At 65.2% G+C, this 16505-nt stretch carries 16 protein-coding genes; 8 read left to right on the plus strand and 8 right to left on the minus strand.

The features are described 5' to 3' along the window. Positions 1-3 precede the first annotated feature (3 nt). The 5 genes from WEB06_20850 to WEB06_20870 form a co-directional block, all read right to left on the minus strand. Positions 4-1827, minus strand: a complete 1824-nt coding sequence (locus WEB06_20850; GenBank protein MEX2558069.1) for an O-antigen ligase family protein — start codon at positions 1825-1827, stop codon at positions 4-6. Continuing rightward, positions 1824-2306, minus strand: coding sequence for a hypothetical protein (locus tag WEB06_20855; GenBank protein ID MEX2558070.1), 483 nt, complete (start codon positions 2304-2306; stop codon positions 1824-1826). Before WEB06_20855 ends, WEB06_20850 begins: the two co-directional genes overlap by 4 nt. 360 nt (positions 2307-2666) lie before the next feature. Further along, positions 2667-4043 (minus strand): hypothetical protein, encoded by a 1377-nt coding sequence (locus WEB06_20860; GenBank protein MEX2558071.1) that lies wholly within the window; start codon positions 4041-4043, stop codon positions 2667-2669. A 227-nt stretch (positions 4044-4270) separates the two neighbouring features. Beyond that, the gene (locus tag WEB06_20865; GenBank protein MEX2558072.1) at positions 4271-5515 is read right to left on the minus strand and encodes an ABC transporter ATP-binding protein; all 1245 of its coding nucleotides are present in this window, start codon (positions 5513-5515) and stop codon (positions 4271-4273) included. A gap of 25 nt (positions 5516-5540) precedes the next feature. Beyond that, positions 5541-6374 (minus strand): ABC transporter permease, encoded by an 834-nt coding sequence (locus WEB06_20870; protein ID MEX2558073.1) that lies wholly within the window; start codon positions 6372-6374, stop codon positions 5541-5543. Positions 6375-6580: 206 nt separating this feature from the next. Here WEB06_20870 and WEB06_20875 point away from each other — a divergent pair, with 206 nt between their 5' ends. Genes WEB06_20875 through WEB06_20890 form a run of 4 tightly spaced genes read left to right on the plus strand, consistent with a single transcriptional unit; the run spans position 6581 to position 10296 of the window. After that, the gene (locus WEB06_20875; GenBank protein ID MEX2558074.1) at positions 6581-8329 is read left to right on the plus strand and encodes a bifunctional sulfate adenylyltransferase/adenylylsulfate kinase; all 1749 of its coding nucleotides are present in this window, start codon (positions 6581-6583) and stop codon (positions 8327-8329) included. A gap of 34 nt (positions 8330-8363) precedes the next feature. Further along, entirely contained in the window at positions 8364-8852 is a 489-nt protein-coding gene (locus WEB06_20880) for a hypothetical protein (GenBank protein ID MEX2558075.1), read from the plus strand. After that, complete coding sequence (locus WEB06_20885) at positions 8786-9451, plus strand: glycosyltransferase (GenBank protein ID MEX2558076.1); 666 nt, start codon at positions 8786-8788, stop codon at positions 9449-9451. The genes WEB06_20880 and WEB06_20885 overlap by 67 nt, the downstream gene beginning before the upstream one ends. Further along, entirely contained in the window at positions 9448-10296 is an 849-nt protein-coding gene (locus WEB06_20890) for a glycosyltransferase (GenBank protein MEX2558077.1), read from the plus strand. Before WEB06_20885 ends, WEB06_20890 begins: the two co-directional genes overlap by 4 nt. Positions 10297-10308: 12 nt before the next feature. Here WEB06_20890 and WEB06_20895 read toward each other — a convergent pair whose 3' ends face one another. After that, positions 10309-11061, minus strand: coding sequence for a class I SAM-dependent methyltransferase (locus WEB06_20895; GenBank protein ID MEX2558078.1), 753 nt, complete (start codon positions 11059-11061; stop codon positions 10309-10311). A gap of 54 nt (positions 11062-11115) precedes the next feature. On the opposite strand from WEB06_20895, the gene WEB06_20900 reads away from it, so the two are divergent. Continuing rightward, entirely contained in the window at positions 11116-11718 is a 603-nt protein-coding gene (locus tag WEB06_20900; GenBank protein MEX2558079.1) for a 4'-phosphopantetheinyl transferase superfamily protein, read from the plus strand. Between the two features lie 49 nt (positions 11719-11767). Here the strand turns inward: WEB06_20900 and WEB06_20905 are convergent, their stop codons facing one another. After that, positions 11768-12640 (minus strand): sulfotransferase, encoded by an 873-nt coding sequence (locus WEB06_20905; protein MEX2558080.1) that lies wholly within the window; start codon positions 12638-12640, stop codon positions 11768-11770. Then, positions 12637-13437: a hypothetical protein gene (locus WEB06_20910; protein ID MEX2558081.1), complete on the minus strand. Its 801-nt coding sequence runs from the start codon at positions 13435-13437 to the stop codon at positions 12637-12639. The genes WEB06_20905 and WEB06_20910 overlap by 4 nt, the downstream gene beginning before the upstream one ends. Positions 13438-13641: 204 nt before the next feature. On the opposite strand from WEB06_20910, the gene WEB06_20915 reads away from it, so the two are divergent. The 3 genes from WEB06_20915 (at position 13642) to WEB06_20925 (ending at position 16497) form a co-directional block, all read left to right on the plus strand. Then, the gene (locus WEB06_20915; protein MEX2558082.1) at positions 13642-14523 is read left to right on the plus strand and encodes a sulfotransferase domain-containing protein; all 882 of its coding nucleotides are present in this window, start codon (positions 13642-13644) and stop codon (positions 14521-14523) included. A 74-nt stretch (positions 14524-14597) separates the two neighbouring features. After that, positions 14598-15521, plus strand: coding sequence for a class I SAM-dependent methyltransferase (locus WEB06_20920; GenBank protein MEX2558083.1), 924 nt, complete (start codon positions 14598-14600; stop codon positions 15519-15521). A 103-nt stretch (positions 15522-15624) separates the two neighbouring features. Beyond that, positions 15625-16497 (plus strand): sulfatase-like hydrolase/transferase, encoded by an 873-nt coding sequence (locus WEB06_20925; protein ID MEX2558084.1) that lies wholly within the window; start codon positions 15625-15627, stop codon positions 16495-16497. The last annotated feature ends 8 nt before the right edge of the window (positions 16498-16505 follow it).

The following is a 16505-nucleotide window of genomic DNA, read 5'->3' on the forward strand; positions in this document are numbered from 1 at the left end:
GGGCTACACGGGGAGGGGTGTGACGGTTGGCTGCCGTTCGCGGGCCCGCCGGCGGCGGACGGGCGGCAGCGGAGGAACGAGAACGGCTAAGGCCGCACCGCCGATACCCATCCACACTGGTGCGGTCCGGACCCAAGTCGGGCGGACGTGGTAGTCCTCGTCCATCAGATAGAAGCGAGGCCTCTGGAGGCGGCTGTTCACGACGGTTACCACCGCCCGCGTGACGCGCGTGAGTGACGCGGGATCCGGTGTCTCGATGCGGACGTCGCCGATCCCGAGCTCGCTTTGGAGGTCGTAGCAGCTGGCCGTATGGCCGGCTGCGGCCACGCGGGTCTCGAAGATCTCGCACGCCGTGTTGATCAGCATGGTCCCGATGAATTCGGAGGATCCCTGGGCCACGGCTTCGACGTTCGCCGACCGGGTCGTGAACCTGATCACCGCCGCCGCCCTCGGCGCTGTGTTCGCGATCAGCAGGAACCCGCCGGCCACGGCCACAGCCGGGATCCACGCCCGCGACAACAGACGCCGCCCTTTCGCGACGGGCCAGCGGACACCCGCTCGTTCACCGACGACGACGCCGAGCGCAGCAACCGCCCAGAACGTCCGTGCGGATCCCGAGACGTTGAATACGTCGAGGAACGCCCCCGACGCACCCCCGAGGACAACTCCACAGAACGCGGCTGCCCCCAAGAGCCGATCGGGTGGTGGCGCGCGGATGGCGGGCGCGACGAAGCAGATCGTAGCCAGTATCAACAGCGTGATCCCGGTGAGTCCGACGACGCCCATCTCCGCGTACACCAGCAGGAACGAGGAGTCGGTCGTGCGGATGCCTTGCTCCACGGTCGACGACAAACCTCGGCCGAAATACGGATGCTCCGCCGCCGAGGAGAGCACGAGGGGTAATCGCTCTGCCCGGATCTCCGCCGACCCCGAGCCCTCCGGCGAAGAGAACGTGCGATTCAATATCGGCGTCACCGAGACGGCGAGTCCGACCACGGCGACCCCGGCCAGGACGAAGCCGCTGACGCGGCGATCGAAGCCGGAAGTCAAAAGGAGTAGCAGACCGGCGGCCGCGACACCGACGTACGCGCTGCGCGTGTACGTCCACGCCACCGAGAGCACGACGAGCGCTGGAGCGAATCGCACCATCCAATGACGGGTACGCGTCGCGACGACGATCACGAGGGGCACCAGGGCGGTCGCCGCCCAGGCGTACGCCAGCGCAAATTCAAATCCTGCCCTGGCTCGGATCTCTCCTCCGCGCGTGCGGAGCTGGTGCACCCCTAGATAGCCGGAGCCTCGGATCAACTCCGACAACCACCGGCCCACCGAGACGGCGGCGTAATGCTCGTAGACGACGATCCCGGCCGAAACGACCATCAGCCCGACTATGGCTCTTGCGAACCACCACGGATCGTTTATCGCGCGGATCGCCGCGACCACGAAATAGAAGAACATGGCGTAGTCGACAACGAAGATCCACAAGTACATGGAAAAACCCACCGAGATGGCGGGGTCGGCCAGAGCCACACCCATCGTGAACGTGACGACGACCCAGGCAGCGAGTGCGACGGTGAGGCGGGTCGGCCTGAGGACCGAAGCGGGGATCTGCCTCAACGCGATCTTCCTCAGGATGTTGAGCACGAAGATCCCGAGCACGATGCGATGGAGGGTGGTGTGCCCGGAGAAGGATCCCGGGGCGAGCACCGTCCCGGGGAGAAGGAGCGTTATCGAAAGGAGAGAAACAAGCGCAACTTTGATGGAAGTCCGCACGAGATAGCCGGCGACGACCAGCCCTATGGCGATGCCGAGCAGGATCGAGATCAACGTTTTCTGCGGATGGCTCCGAAGGTCTCGACCAACGCGATCGTCGCCGCAAGTGCGAAAACCCCCCACAGGGCGCCGACCGTCATCGCTCGATCACGGGTGGGCAGGACCTTGACGCCGGGCTGAGCCGGGGCTGCGATGGTGAGCAGTATTCGGGAGTCCGCCGCGATCTTGGCGGCGTCCTGCTCGGCCTTGAGAAGCGCGATCAGCGCCTCGGCGGTCGCGTCGGCGATGACGCGCGCGACCGGCGGCTGCCCGGCTCGGGCCTCGACGACGAGCACCAGCGACGGACCGGGCAGCGTCACGTTGACCGCTGCGCCGATGAGACCTTGGGGCAATCCGGTCTTGTCTGCGACGGGCTTCGTGATCTGCGCTGTCTTGGCCAGAAGCGCGTACTTGACCCGGAGCAGGTTGAGCTTCGTGAGCACGCCCTCGCTCCCACTCCTCGCGATGAGCCCCGGCTGATCGATGATGAGCACCGCCCGGCTCGAATAGCGCGCCGGCTCTCGGAGGACGGAACTGGCCGCAAGGCCGCCAGCGAGCAGGCCGAGGATCGACGCCGCGATGAACAGGCGCGGGGAAGGAGGTCGGAACCGCAGGCGCGGTGGGAGCGGAGGCGCAGAAGCTGGCTGGGGCGGCGGAGGCGCAGAAGCCAACTCGGGCGGAGGAGTTTCTCCTCCGCCCGATTCTTTGGGTTCGAGGGGCTGCTTACGCGTTCGGATCTTCTACCCGCCTGCTTCGAAGACCGGCCATTTGCAGGTTAGGGTATCGCATGGCGAACCGCGGTTCCTTCAGGTCCGCCGGCGGATGAACGTGCTCGTTCTAGCTCCCGGCGCGACTCAGGGGAGTTTCAAAGGGATCTTGATCGGCAACAGACTGCCCTGGTTCTGCGAATCGCCCCATGGCTGCGGGTTGTGGAAGGCCGAGGTCCATCCCGCGGTCTGGTTGAGCGCCTTCGCGCCGAATTTCTCGCTCGGGCTGATGTGGGACGCCTCGAACCATTCGTTCCACGAGGTGATCAGCATCCACTCAGGCTGAGATGTGAACGCTGCGCTCCACGACTGATCGTAGCGCGCCCCGTCCTTGCGGTCCTGGTGCTGCGGGAAGAGCGGGGTCGTGTAGGACATGTTCTGGCCGGGCGAGACCGGCGCTGCCCACAGCCGTTGCTTCACGACGGGGTTGATCTGGGCTTCGTAGCGGAGGTGCCGCTGGGCCGTCCCGAAGGTATTTACCATGCCGGTGTAGCTCAGGCCATTTGGGTTGTAGAGGTAAGTGCCGTCGAGACCCCACTCCCAGGCAACAGGCTCGCCCATGTAGAAGGGGTTGTATCCGGCGGCCGCGACCGCGGCGCGAACGGCGGCGAGGTTCGCGATGCCCAACTTCCAAGCGCCGTACAGCCACAACACAGGGCGCGTTCCCACTTTCAGGAAGGCGGGGTTCGAGGAGCGCTGAAGCGCGAGCTTCATCGTGTCGACGATCTTCGTCAGATCGAAGGCGCCCGACGATGTATCGAACGCGAGCAGCTCGATCACTGGGGTGACGTACATGGAACGAGACGCCAGCTCCGACATGACCACGTCGAACCTCGCCGTGTGATCACCCACGTCGTCCCAGGACACAACGAACCCGTCGATCCCAGCGGTGTGCGCTTGGTCCACCATCTTGGAAACCTCGCTGGGGGTTTTGGTGTCGTATGGCCCGGTGGGGGTGTCGTACCATGGTCCCTTGTCGAACGAGGCTTCGCTGAACCAGGGATAGTAGAACGAGAGCACCAGGCGACGAGGATCCATGCGCGGGATCGTGTAACCGCCCGAGACCAACGTCGACTTGGAGACGTTGGCGGACACGATGTAATCGCCGCTCGTCTCGTAATTGTTGAGGCTCAGGATCTGCACGGGGTTGGCGTTGTTGATCCGGTAAAGCTTCATGTGGGCCTGACCGATCTTGCCCTTCGCCAGCGAGATCGTGAATGAGCTGGCGTAAGCCTCGACCATCATGGCGACCGTTGCCGAGACGGGTTGGTTGTCCCCGGGCCCGGCGACGACGATGGTGTCCGGGCCGCGGCTCACCGTGGCTCCCGAACCGAGGACCTCCGTGTAGTAGCTCTTGATCCAGCCGTCGACGATCCGCACGGACTGCCAGTCGCCGGTTCCCGATATCTCGACCCGGAGCCTCGTCAGGTACGGACCACTCGCAGCCGCCGGCTGGATACCCACGCTGGTGAGAAGCAGAGCAACCACAGCAAAAACCGCCGCAAGCCTATACCGCACCAGTACCCCCATGGTCGTGAACGTAGACCCTATTCCGTCGAAGACAACACTTCATTCGGCGCGTTTTCGGAAGTTCCTGCCCTTCCGGATCAGGTTTCTGGTTTCGGATGGCTGGTACGGATAGCAGGTCAACGACCGAGCTGTCCATACGCGACGGAAGGTTTCCCCGCTCGCTACCTGGCGTCCGATTCGAGCTGTTCGGAGAGTGGTGGCTCGCCGTCCATCACGGCCGCCGTTCCTCCCTCGACCTTGAACGCCGCGTCCAGGTCGGCCAGGCCCTTCACGAGCGGACGGCCCGAAACGAAGAAGCTGAGGTAGCGGGCGGCGCGATCGATCTCCTCCCCGAGCTCCCATCGAACCGCACTGCGCGCTTTGTAGGAACCGGTCGGAAGCGTGACTCGGATCTTGGCCTCGAAGCGTGCCCGCTCCCCCGCCGCGTAGGAGCGCTGGAACTCTGCCTTATGCGCGTCGTCGGAGTAGACGATCTGGCCGCGCTCGTGCGCCAGCACGAACGAGAAGGCAGGGCGAACGACGTCGTCGAGGAACTCGGCGTCGAGAACGAAGGTCACCTCCTCGCCGAACCTGACGTGGTTCGTCGCCAGGCCGTTCTCGCCCAGCATCAGGAAAGATGCGATGCGCACCGGAGCGCCGCGGTTGCCCGCCTCGGATGGCTCCTCGAGCGGAACCGCCAGCAGCTCGTGGTAAAGGGAGATGGCCTGGTCCGTCTCGCCGAAGAACTTCGTCTCGCCGTTGTGCAGAACCAGCGTCTTTCGACACAGAAGCCGAACGGCGTTCAGGTTGTGGCTGACCACGAGAACGCTCGTCCCCTGGGAGCGGATCTCCTCCATGCGGTCGAAACACTTGGATTGGAAGGCAACGTCACCGACGGCGAGGACCTCGTCGATCAGGAGGACGTCCGGCCGGGATGCGACGGCGACGGCGAAGCCGAGACGTACGAACATCCCCGACGAATAAAACTTCACGGGGGTGTCGATGAAATCCTGGATCTCGGAGAATGCGAGGATCGAATCGAAGCGCTGATCGATCTCTTTACGTCGCATGCCGAGCACCGTCGCGTTCACGTAGACGTTCTCGCGCCCGGTCAGCTCCGGGTGAAAGCCGACTCCGACGGAGATGAGCGGCGCGACGCGTCCGTGGACGGTCACTACTCCTTCGGTCGGAGCCGTCACGCCGGCGAGCATGCGCAGCATCGTGGACTTGCCGGAGCCGTTGCGACCGATGACTCCGACGGTCTCTCCCGGCTCTACCGTGAGGTTCACGTGCCGGACCGCCCAGAGGTGTGTTTTCTTGTGTCCCGCGCGGAAACGCAACGCGCGAGTGAGCAACAGAGGAACGTCGTCGTATTTGACGTACCGCTTTCCGGCGTCGTCGAGGTGGACGCGGCCGAGCTGCGTCATGCCCTTGCGCTCCCAGATGCCGTCGTCACAGGAGGTCCACGCACACTCGATCCCAGCGTCGATAAAGACTGGTGGCTACGGCGAAAAGCAATACGACCCAGCCCAGGGACCACCACAGGCCCCGCTCCCAGTCGGGAGCGGCCGCGCCGATGGAGGCCCTGAAGAGCGAGATCATCCCAACGGCCGGATTGATCTCGATCACGCGGCGGAAGTCGTCGCTCAGCCGGGTCAGAGGGTAGAAGACTCCCGACGCCCAGAACCAGGGCAGCGTGATCGCCGCGATCACGTGTTTGATGTCGCGGAAGTAGACCTGCAGCGCTCCGAGGACCAGAGCGAACCCTGAGGCGAGCAGTATGAGTAGCACCGTCGCCGGTACGAGGAGAACAAGCGCCGGGCCGAGCGGGGCGCCCATCACAGCTGCCAGAGCGACCATGACCCCGGTGCCGATGAGCAACCCATAGAAGCCTGAGAAGACCGTAACCAGAGGCAGGACCGCCCTCGGGAAGTAGATCTTCGTCGCAAGAGCGGACCCGTCGATCACCGAGGTGGTACCGAGCGCCACCGCGGCGCTGAAGAACGTCCACGGAAGGACGCCAGAGAAAACGAACGCCGGGAAGCTGATCGGGGTCTCGAACCGAACGAACTGGCTCAGAACGATCGCGAACACGGTCGCCTGGACGAGCGGCAAACCGATCGCCCAGATGATCCCGAGCGAGGCCCGCCGGTATCGAACGAAGAAGTCCTTGCGCGCGAGCATGATCACCAGTTCGCGAGAGCGCCACATATCGCGGACGAGCGTGGACAGGCGCGCGCGCTCGCCGCGCAGCTCGAACCCTTGTTCGACTGGAGCTGATGCCATCTCGTATCCCACGTGAAAGAACGGAAGCCGGCGCCCAGGGTATCGCCCCTCGGTCGCCGCCGATAGCGTTACGGCGCAGCAAGGGACTACAGACCCGGCTTCGAGGCTCGGCAGACGACGTCGGGGCCGGTACCATGAGGGGCCCTCCCGGCCCGGTGCGACCGACCCCGGCCCGGGGCCGAAACCCGACCGACCGGAGGACACGCGTGAGCGCCCAAGACCACCTCATCCCGCCCCACGGCGGCACCCTCATCGAACTGATCGGCGACGATGAGCGATCGGCCCAGCTCAAGGTCGCCTCCCGAGAATGGCCTTCCTGGGACCTGACTCCCCGCCAGATGTGCGACCTCGAGCTCCTGCTCACCGGCGGGTTCTCTCCCTTGGAGGGTTTCATGGGGGAAGCGGACCACCGCGAGGTATGCGAGCGCATGCGCCTGGCCGACGGCACGCTTTGGCCGATCCCGGTCGTGCTCGACGTGACCGAAGAGGTGGCCAAAGGGATCGGGTCCGGGGCCGCGCTGGCCCTTCGCGATCCCGAGGGGGTCATGCTCGCGGTCTTGAACGTCAACGACGTATGGAAGACGGACAGGATGGCCGAGGCCGAGCAGGTGTACGGAAGCACCAACACCTCCCACCCAGGCGTGGCGCATCTGGCCGACCGAACGCACGGATGGTTCGTGGGCGGCAAGATCGATGGGATCCAGCTGCCCATCCACTACGACTACACGGGCCTCCGCGTCGGCCCCCGGCAGCTTCGAGAAGAGTTCACACGGCTCGGCTGGCGGCAGATCGTCGCGTTCCAGACGCGGAACCCGATGCATCGCGCACACTTCGAGCTGACTCTGCGCGCATCGAAGGAGCTCGAGGCGAACCTGCTCGTGCATCCGGTGGTCGGGATGACCAAACCGGGCGACGTCGACCATTACACCCGCGTCCGCTGCTACGAGGCGCTCATGCACCGCTACCCCTCGTACTCGGCGAAGCTGGCCTTGCTGCCGCTCGCCATGCGCATGGCAGGACCGCGTGAGGCCGTGTGGCACGCGATTATCCGCAAGAACCACGGCTGCACGCATTTCATCGTCGGGCGCGATCATGCGGGGCCCGGCAAGGATCCCGCCGGCACCCCCTACTACGGTCCATACGACGCACAGGATCTGCTCCATAAGTACGAGGAGGAGCTCGGGGTCGGGATGGTGCCCTTCCGGCAGATGCTCTACGTCCCCGACCGAGACTCGTACTTCCCTGAGGATGAGGTGCCGGAAGGCGAACGCGTGCTCGACATCTCGGGAACCGAGCTCCGCGAACGGCTGGCCGACGGGCGAGACATCCCGGCCTGGTTCTCGTTCCCGGAGGTCGTCACGGAGCTCCGCAAGACCCATCCGCCTCGGCACAAGCAGGGTCTCACCGTCTTCTTCACGGGCCTGTCGGGATCGGGGAAGTCGACGATCGCCAACGCACTCTTCGTGAAGTTCCTCGAGCTCGGTGGGCGACCGGTCACGATGCTCGACGGTGATCTGGTTCGCAAGAACCTCTCGTCGGAGCTCGGATTCTCGCGGGAGCATCGCGACATCAACATCCGCCGGATCGGTTACGTGGCTTCGGAGATCACGAAGAACGGCGGCATCGCGATCTGCGCCCCGATCGCCCCGTACGACAGCATCCGCAAGGAGGTGCGCGGGATGGTCGAGCCGCTCGGCGGTTTCGTGCTGATCCACGTCGCGACGCCGCTGGAGATCTGCGAGGAGCGCGACCGCAAGGGCCTCTACGCGAAAGCCCGCGCCGGGATCCTCAAGGAGTTCACCGGCATCTCGGATCCCTACGAGGAGCCGGTGGACGCAGACATGACGATCGACACGACCGAGCTCACGCCCGAGGAAGCCGCGCAGCAGATCATCTTGCACCTCGAGCGTGAGGGCTACATCGGATCCGGGGAGCCCAGCGCCGTATCGGGATGATCGATCGGGCTCGGCGGAGTGGATCGGCCTTGCAATGAATACGGTGCTCCACACGATGCAACGGTACCTGCCGCTGTCGGAGCAGTTCGTTCACACGCTCCTCACGCGCACGGCCCACCGGGCCGTCGTCGTCTCACGCGACCCGATCGAGAACCGCGAGACGTTCCCGATCAAGCCGCTCTACAGTCTCGCGCGGGTGGCGAAGCGGCATGACCCCCCGACGATCTCCGAGCGCCGGATCCTGACGGCAGCGATCACCGCGATCGGGACCGCTCACCGCGTTAAGCTCGTCCACCATCATCACGCGTACCGTCTCTCGGACGTGCTCGGCGCGGTGCGGCGCCTGAAGCTCCCACTCGTCGTGTCGGTTCACGGGCAGGACGTAACGGCGTTCGCCCGGCAGTGGCCGGGCGCCGTCCCGTCCGGGATCCGCTGCAGCAAGCCGACGCGGTCGTGGTGCCGTCGCGGTTCATCATCAGGGCTTTGGTGGAGCTCGGGATCGAAACCGCCCGCATCCACGTGATCCCTTCGGGCGTGGACGCGTCCTTCTATTCCCCCTCATCTCTTCCGGCGTCTCGGGACGTCCTTTTCGTGGGACGTTTCGTCGAAAAGAAGGGGCTCGACGTTCTCCTCAATGCCTGGGCCGAATTGCGAAACCGAGTGCCGGAGGCCAGGCTCGTGCTGCTCGGCTACGGCCCGCTCGAGGAGCTCGCCCGCTCGGGAGGTGAGGACGTCGTTGTGGAACCGGCCGACCCGTCACGGCGAGGGACGCAGGTGCGTGACGCCATCCGGCGGGCGCGGGTAGTCGTCAGCCCGAGCCGCACGGCATCCGATGGCGACGTCGAGACTTTGTTGCTGGTCAACCTCGAGGCGATGGCGAGCGGCCGGCCCGTCGTGACGACGAGGCACGGTGGCATCCCCGAGTTCGTCGATGAGGGCCGCACGGCACTGCTCGTGCCCGAGAACGATCCCGAAGCCTTGGCCGGCGCCCTCGAGCGCATCCTGGTCGACGATACGTTGGCCGCGAGCATGTCCATGGCCGGACCGGAGTGGGTGAAGCGCTTCGACTGGGATACCACGGCCCGGGCGATGGACGCGCTTTACGAAGAGCTGATGCGATGACCGGCGGCCCGCGCGTGAGCGTGATCATGCCGGTGCTGAACGAGGCTCGGCGCGTCACCGCGTGCCTCGACGCGCTTTCCGCACAACGGGAAGCGCCGCCTTTCGAGGTGATCGTGGTCGACAACGGTTCGCGCGACGCGACGCCGGAGCTGGTGCGCAGCCACGTGATGGGAGCGCGGCTCGAAAACGAGACGTCGCGCGGCCCGTACGCCGCCCGGAACACTGGTATCGCGACGGCCCGAGGCGAGCTCGTCGCGTTCACGGACGCGGACTGCCTCCCCGATCCGCGCTGGCTCGCCGAGGGAGTCGCGGTGATCGACTCCGGCGCCGACCTGGCCGGCGGGCGGATCGTTCAGATGGCAAGCGAGAACCCATCGGTGTGGGAGCGATATGACCGCGCGACCTACCTCGATCAGGATCTGTACATCCGGGTCGAGCGCTTCGCGGCCACAGCCAACCTGTTCGTGCGGGCGAAAGTCTTCCAAGATCTGGGCGGCTTCGTGGCCCAGCTGACGGCCTCCGGCGACCAGGAGCTCTGTCAGCGAGCGGTCCGCGCCGGCTACCGGCTTACGTACGCTTCGGAGGCGCGCGTGCTGCACCATCCGCGGGCGACGCTGCGGGACACCTGGGCGCTTCACCGAAAGCTCGGGATGGGATTCTCGGAGCTCGCTCGGTACGGGGTCCGTCCGAAGCCCTGGCGAGACGGAGCCATGCTGCTTCGTCTCGGCACCGTTGTCGATCAGGTCGCCGCCGACGGCCCGGCGCTCCGGCGCAGGCAGCTCGGCCCCGTGCACGCGGTGGTGCTCATGGCCCGTTGGACGGGGCGGCTCACCCGGCGCGGCTGACGCGCCGCCTCGCTACCGCGCCGCGGCCTCCCGCCTCCGGACCACGTAGCGCTTTCCCGACCAGCCGGAGCCGGCGGAGTAGTCGTCGTGCATAGCGACGATCCGTCCACCCGAGCGATGCACGATCCTTGCGACGCGCCGGGGCGTCATCCAGAACATCTGCATCCTCGCCTGAGGTCTGAGCTTGTTCCTGAACCGGCGCAACTGATTGCGGGCGGACACGGGAACGAAACGCTTGACGCGATTCCGCAGGGTGCGCGGCGGGCTTGCCGGCAGTTGGAAGACGAGGACCCCCGCCGGCGCAAGCGTGCGAAGGAACTCCGCGACATAGTTCTTCATCAGTTTGGGAGGGATGTGCTGGAGCGTGATGCTCGAGTAGATGAAATCGAATTGACCGTCCGCGAACACCGAGAGGTCGCCGCGGGTGTTGAGCACGTAGCGACATCGATCGCCGAGCTTGTTCAGCCTCGTCGCCATCTCGATCATCGAGGGGGCTATGTCGACCCCGGTCGCTTCTGCGAAGCGACCGGCGAGAGGCTGCGTAAGCCGGCCCACGCCGCACCCGAAGTCGAGCGCCTTACCCCACGAGAGGCCGATCCCCAGGGCCTCGACAGAGCCGAGCACATCCGAGATCTCGCGAACGCCTGTCGCGAGGAACTCGTCGATCTCCCATCCGCCGCCGCGCTTGTCGGGCAGCGAAAGAACCGCCCACAGAGGGTCCGAGCGCCCGAGCTCGTCCCAGGTACGCTGTCCCCGCATGTCCATCAGCCAACTATACGGTCCGAACAGTAAGGCCGACATGAGACGAACCGGGCCGGCGTGAAGCCCGTGTATTCCGACGGAGCCGTCCGAGCGATCCTTCGCGGCCGGATCGGCGTCGGGGTGACCCAGGGCGATGAGGCGGGCCACTTCGTCATGGGCCGATCGGCGGCGGCACTCGCGATGGCGGATCTCGGCTCCGTGGCAGCAGAGATCCTTAAGGGATCCGACCGGGCCCCCATCTGGCCACTGGGGCTCGTCGGATCGATCGCTCACACGCGCGACCTCGCGATCGCGGTGGTGGGCTGGGCGGAGGAGTTCCTGAGCCTCGGTGTCGACGTCGAATCGGAGAGGCGACGGATCGACCCGCGAACCGCGCGGCGTGTCTGCACGCCGGAAGAGCTGCTGCGCTTCTCCGTGCCGAACGCATTGCTGGCACTGTTCTGTGCGAAAGAGGCGACCTACAAGGCGCTCGCGCCGCTCGGCGCCACCCGCCTCGGCTTCAAGGACGTCGCCTACTCCCCCGTCGGTCCCGGTCTGCTCGAAGGGCGGATCGTGAGTGAGGAAGTCGATGTCGGGATTCCGAAGACCTTCACGGCTCGCCACGCGACGACGGATGGGTTCGTCGTCGCCGTGGTGCAGATCGACCGCAGCCAGATGTAGATCAACCGCTTCCACCGCTTCCGTGCGAAGTCGCAACTTTCAGACCGGGTCAGGTCTCCCACGCTGAAAGATCGCGGCCCAGCCGGCGAGCCAGCGCAGCGTTTTCATCTGCGAAGACACTGAGGAGATGCCGGCGCAGCTCCTGCTCCATAGGTTCGTATCGTTCCTCCCGCACCATCGCATGAGCGACGCGTACCCTGGCACGAAACGGCATGAGTCGCCACAGTCGCCCCCGCTCCATGAGCCGCCACAACCACTCAGGCCGATGGGTGCGATACGGATTGTGCGTCCGATCCAGCTGGGGGGGTCTCACCGTTGGATCGATGTCGAGGAAGCGACAGACATCCGCGAACATCGCCCCTGGGTCTTTCTCGAGATCATCGAAGAGCTTCACGAGGAGCCGATCATCGGGGAAAAGCTCACCGATACGCTCCAGTTGGACAAGATAACGTCCGTGCTCGACATAGGCGAAGGGACAAACCCCTCCCTCGTAAGCCTTGATCCGCTCCGGCTCGGCTTTCAGCGCCTCCGCGAAGGAAAGAGTCTCTTTGCCTTCCCTCCGCTCGTGCCAGTACTTGGAGTAGGCACGATCCACCGGATGACGCAGCATCGCGATGAGTCTGACGCCCGGCAGATCGCGAGCGATGCGCTCCAACGCAGCAGAGCGGTTCATGTAAGCGGGGCACTTCTCCCCGAGCGCCTTGGGATCGGCAGCCCCGGCGAAATGCTGTAGGTACCAATCCAGCCCCTTATCGTAATGCAGGCTGAAATAATCGATCTCCCTCGCGCAGAAGGCCTCGGGATGGGCGTCGAGTGCGGCCCGTAGGGTTGAGGTACCCGATTTCGCGGCCCCGATTATCAGATAGTTGGGGCGTGGGGGCGATCGGCCGGCGAGCGCCTCGCGCATCGTCAAAGCGCTCACGCGGAGGAGGACTTTCGTCGGCGGGACCGTGGGGCCGGCGCCACCCCCTCTGAGCCGGCTTGCTCGAGCGCGGGCTTCTTCCACGGCAGATCCAGCTCCCGGACTACCTGAGCGGGGACGCCCGATGCGAGATGGCCCGAGGGAACCTCGCCGCTCACGATCGAGTTGCCGGCGATGATGCAGTGGTCGCCGATCTTCGCGTTGCGGGCCAGCGTCGCCTTCGAGCAGATCCACGTGTTGACACCGACCTCGATCGGACCAGTCTTGGCGTTGTTGTAGAAGAACTCGTCCGGCGTGGTGAAGTAGTGGCTGGAGTCGACGATGGTCACGAACTCGTTCGTGGACGTCATGCGGCCGAGCCGGATCGACGATGCGCAATGGATCACGTTCCCCCAAGACAAGATGTTCCCGCCCGCGAGCTCGAGCGAGCCGCCCCACATCATGAACGTGGTGTCTCTCCGCACCTCGACGTTGTCGCCCAGGTCGATGCGTCCGTCGTTAAGGATGAAGAGGACGCGGTTGCCGATGCGCGATCCCTGCCCGATGCGGACGACGTTCCGCGACCCGGGCCACACCGTGATCGCGATGTCCTTGCCGAAACGGACGTCCGGAGCGACGTCGATGTCGACCTGAGCGTTGTTCCACGCAGCCTGGAGCTTCATCCGAGCGATGAAGGCCGCTCGGCGCGCTCGGTAGATCGCGCGTGCTCCTTCGGGTTCGTGGCGCTTCGCCCACATCAGGGCCTTCCATGCGAGCGCTTTGGCGCCTTCCACCCCGGAACCGCCGCCGTTCTGCACAGGATCCTCCTATCGAAGCGTCCAGCCCCCACAGCCTACCCCGGGCGGGCCGTGCACCTTTCCCCCGGGCGACATCGCCCATGCGTTAGCGACTCGGCCCGCGGAGCCCGCGGTAGTCTCACTCCCACGCCTATGACTACCTCGCCCCCGCCGGGAAGCCGCAAGGCTTGGCGGCAACCGACGCGCCGTTCGCTGCCTGCGCCCGTGGGCAGGCTGGTTCGGCACGTGCTCGGGCCGCCGATCCGCCAAATGAAACCGAGTCACAAGGAGGAACTCGTCCATATCCTCACGAGGAGGGTTCGCCTGCTTCCCGACTTCCTCATCGTCGGGACCCAGAAGGGGGGAACGACGTCCCTGTTTACCTGGCTCACTCGCCACCCCAACGTGGGCCAGCCCGTCACGAAGGAGATCGAGTTCTTCGACCAGCAGCACACCAACGGCGTGGCGTGGTATCGGGCGCACTTTCCCACGAAGCTTGAGCGCGCCCGTCGCCGGCAACGCGGCGAGGGGCCCTTGCTCACCGGTGAGGCCACGCCTTCCTATCTCGTCCACCCGCGTGCCCCGCAACGAGTGGCGGCGCTGATCCCGGACGCCAAGCTCATCACGCTGCTCCGGAACCCGGTCGACCGTGCGTACTCGCTATACCAGCATCGGGTCGATCAAGGACTCGAGCCGCTCAGCTTCGAGCAGGCCATCGAAGCCGAGGAAGACCGGATCCGGGGCGAGATCGATCGCATCCGGAATGACGACCGCTACGTCAGCGACACCTTCCACGTGTACTCCTACCTGTACGGCGGGATCTACGCCGATCTTCTCCAGGAATGGCTCCGGTTCTTCCCGCGTGAGCGCCTCTTGATCCTTCGAAGCGAGGATCTTTTCTCGGCGCCGCACGACTGCTATCAGACCGTCTTGAGGTTCCTCGGGTTGCCCGAGGTCTGGGAGCCCCACTGGTACGACGCGATCAATGCCGGCGGCTACGAGGAGTCGATGAATCCGGCGACACGCCGTCAACTCGAGACGTACTTCAGGCCCCACAACGAACGGCTCGCGTCCTTTCTTGGGAGGCCATTCGATTGGAGCGACTAGCGATGTTGGCGCTCACCCGAGACGGCCCGCATGATAGCGTGACAACGGACCGACCTCGGACGATGAGGGTGGCCTTGCCGAAGGCGACTCGCCTCCAAAAATACCTACACGGGTCACTATTCCGGTACGCGCGCAGGAGCTTCGCGTTCTGGGAGCGCCACGGCATTCACCTGACGCTGACTCATCACGGCTCTCCCATCCCCGACACGCAGGCTCTCCCACAGGATCTCTTCAAACGGAAGACTGCGTTGGTCGGGATCGAGATGCGCGAACGAGAGCAGCTCTCGCTGCTGGAGACGTTCCGCACATCGTACCGGGATGAATACGAGCGCTTCCCCTTCGCCCCGGACGGGCTTCCTCGACACGCCTATTACATGCGAAACATCTGGTTCGGGGCGCTGGACGCGTCCGTGTACTGGTGCATGATCAGGCACGTCCGGCCGCGCAGGATCGTCGAGGTAGGCGCGGGGATGTCCACCTTCCTGTCGGCTGAGGCCGCGCGTTTGAACGCGCAACAGGGTTCGCCTGCCGACCTCGTCGCGATCGAGCCGTTCCCTCGCCCCGAATTGGTCGAGGGGTTCCCAGGCCTGACTCGCCTGATCGCGGAGCCGGTGCAGGACGTGCCCCTCGAGCTCTTCACCGATCTCGAGGAGAACGACATCCTGTTCATCGACTCCAGCCACGTGCTCAGGATCGGAAGCGATGTTCAGTACGAGATCCTCGAGGTCCTTCCGCGGCTCAGGCCCGGCGTCCTCGTTCACTTCCACGACATCCTATTGCCCGCCGAATATCACGAAGAATGGGTCCTGAATAACCACACCTTCTGGAACGAGCAGTACCTGCTTCAAGCGTTCCTCGCGTTCAACGACAGCTTTGAGGTCGTGTGGGCGAGCAGCTATCTCCATCACCGCCACGGTTCGGCGCTCCAAGAGGCGTTCAGTAACTACCAAGGACCCAGCGCGCGTCCCAGCAGCTTCTGGATCCGCCGGATCCGGTGAGGCTTTCGAGTTGGAATCCGCTTCAGGGCACGAGTGACACGCCCCACTCGGTTTCAGAGCTGTCGCTACAAACTCCTTCAGGATGCCCTCTACAATGCCTCCGATGAACACGAACGACGATGAACGGCCCCGCACGCCGCAAGGAGCACAGAACCTCGTGATCTTGGTCTTCGACTCATGCCGGTACGACTCCTGGACCGCGGCAGCGCCGAAGACACTCGGCCGGCTCGGCCCGGTGGAGCGGCGTTGGAGCTACGCGTCGTGGACGGCGCCGTCGCATTACAACTTGCTCATGGGGCTCCTGCCCCACACGAGCCCGCCACGCGTCTACGCGTCTGAGTACTACAAGCAGGACTTCATCCGCTACAGCGAGCGCCTGGGGATGCCGGGGATGGAGTTCAAGCGGCTCCTGCCCTCGATCTTCCTGCCCACGTTCCTTCGAAACGAGCTCGGTTATTCGACGCACGCGATGGTGTCGATGCCGGTGCTGAACCGTCACACGCCGATCAACCGCGATTTCGACTCCTACGAGCTGATGCCGAAGCACAACGATCTCGGCGCGATGCTCGACAAGATGACCTTCCGCGAAGACCAGCCGTCGTTCTACCTGCTGAACACCGGGGAGACCCACTACCCGTACGCGCTTCCCGACGAGGATCCGAGCACGTGGCCGCGCATCTCGGGCGTGCACGGGGTCTTCAAGCGGCTCGACGACCAGCCCGGCCCCGAGGGTGAGCCGTCACCGGAGTTCTTCGACGACGCTATGCTCGCCGAGCTGCGCGACCGGCAGATCAACGCGGTGCGCTACCTCGACGACGTGGTTGCGCGGCTCTTCGACCTCGTGCCTCCCAACACGTGGATCGTCGTCACCTCCGACCACGGCGAACTGTTCGGCGAGGACGGCTACTTCGGCCACGGACCGGTCGCGCACAACAAGGTCTTCGAGGTTCCCTTCGTCGAGGGCATCGTCCCTTAACGACGCAG

Source organism: Actinomycetota bacterium (assembly GCA_040905475.1).
Classification (GTDB): Bacteria; Actinomycetota; AC-67; order AC-67; family AC-67; genus DATFGK01.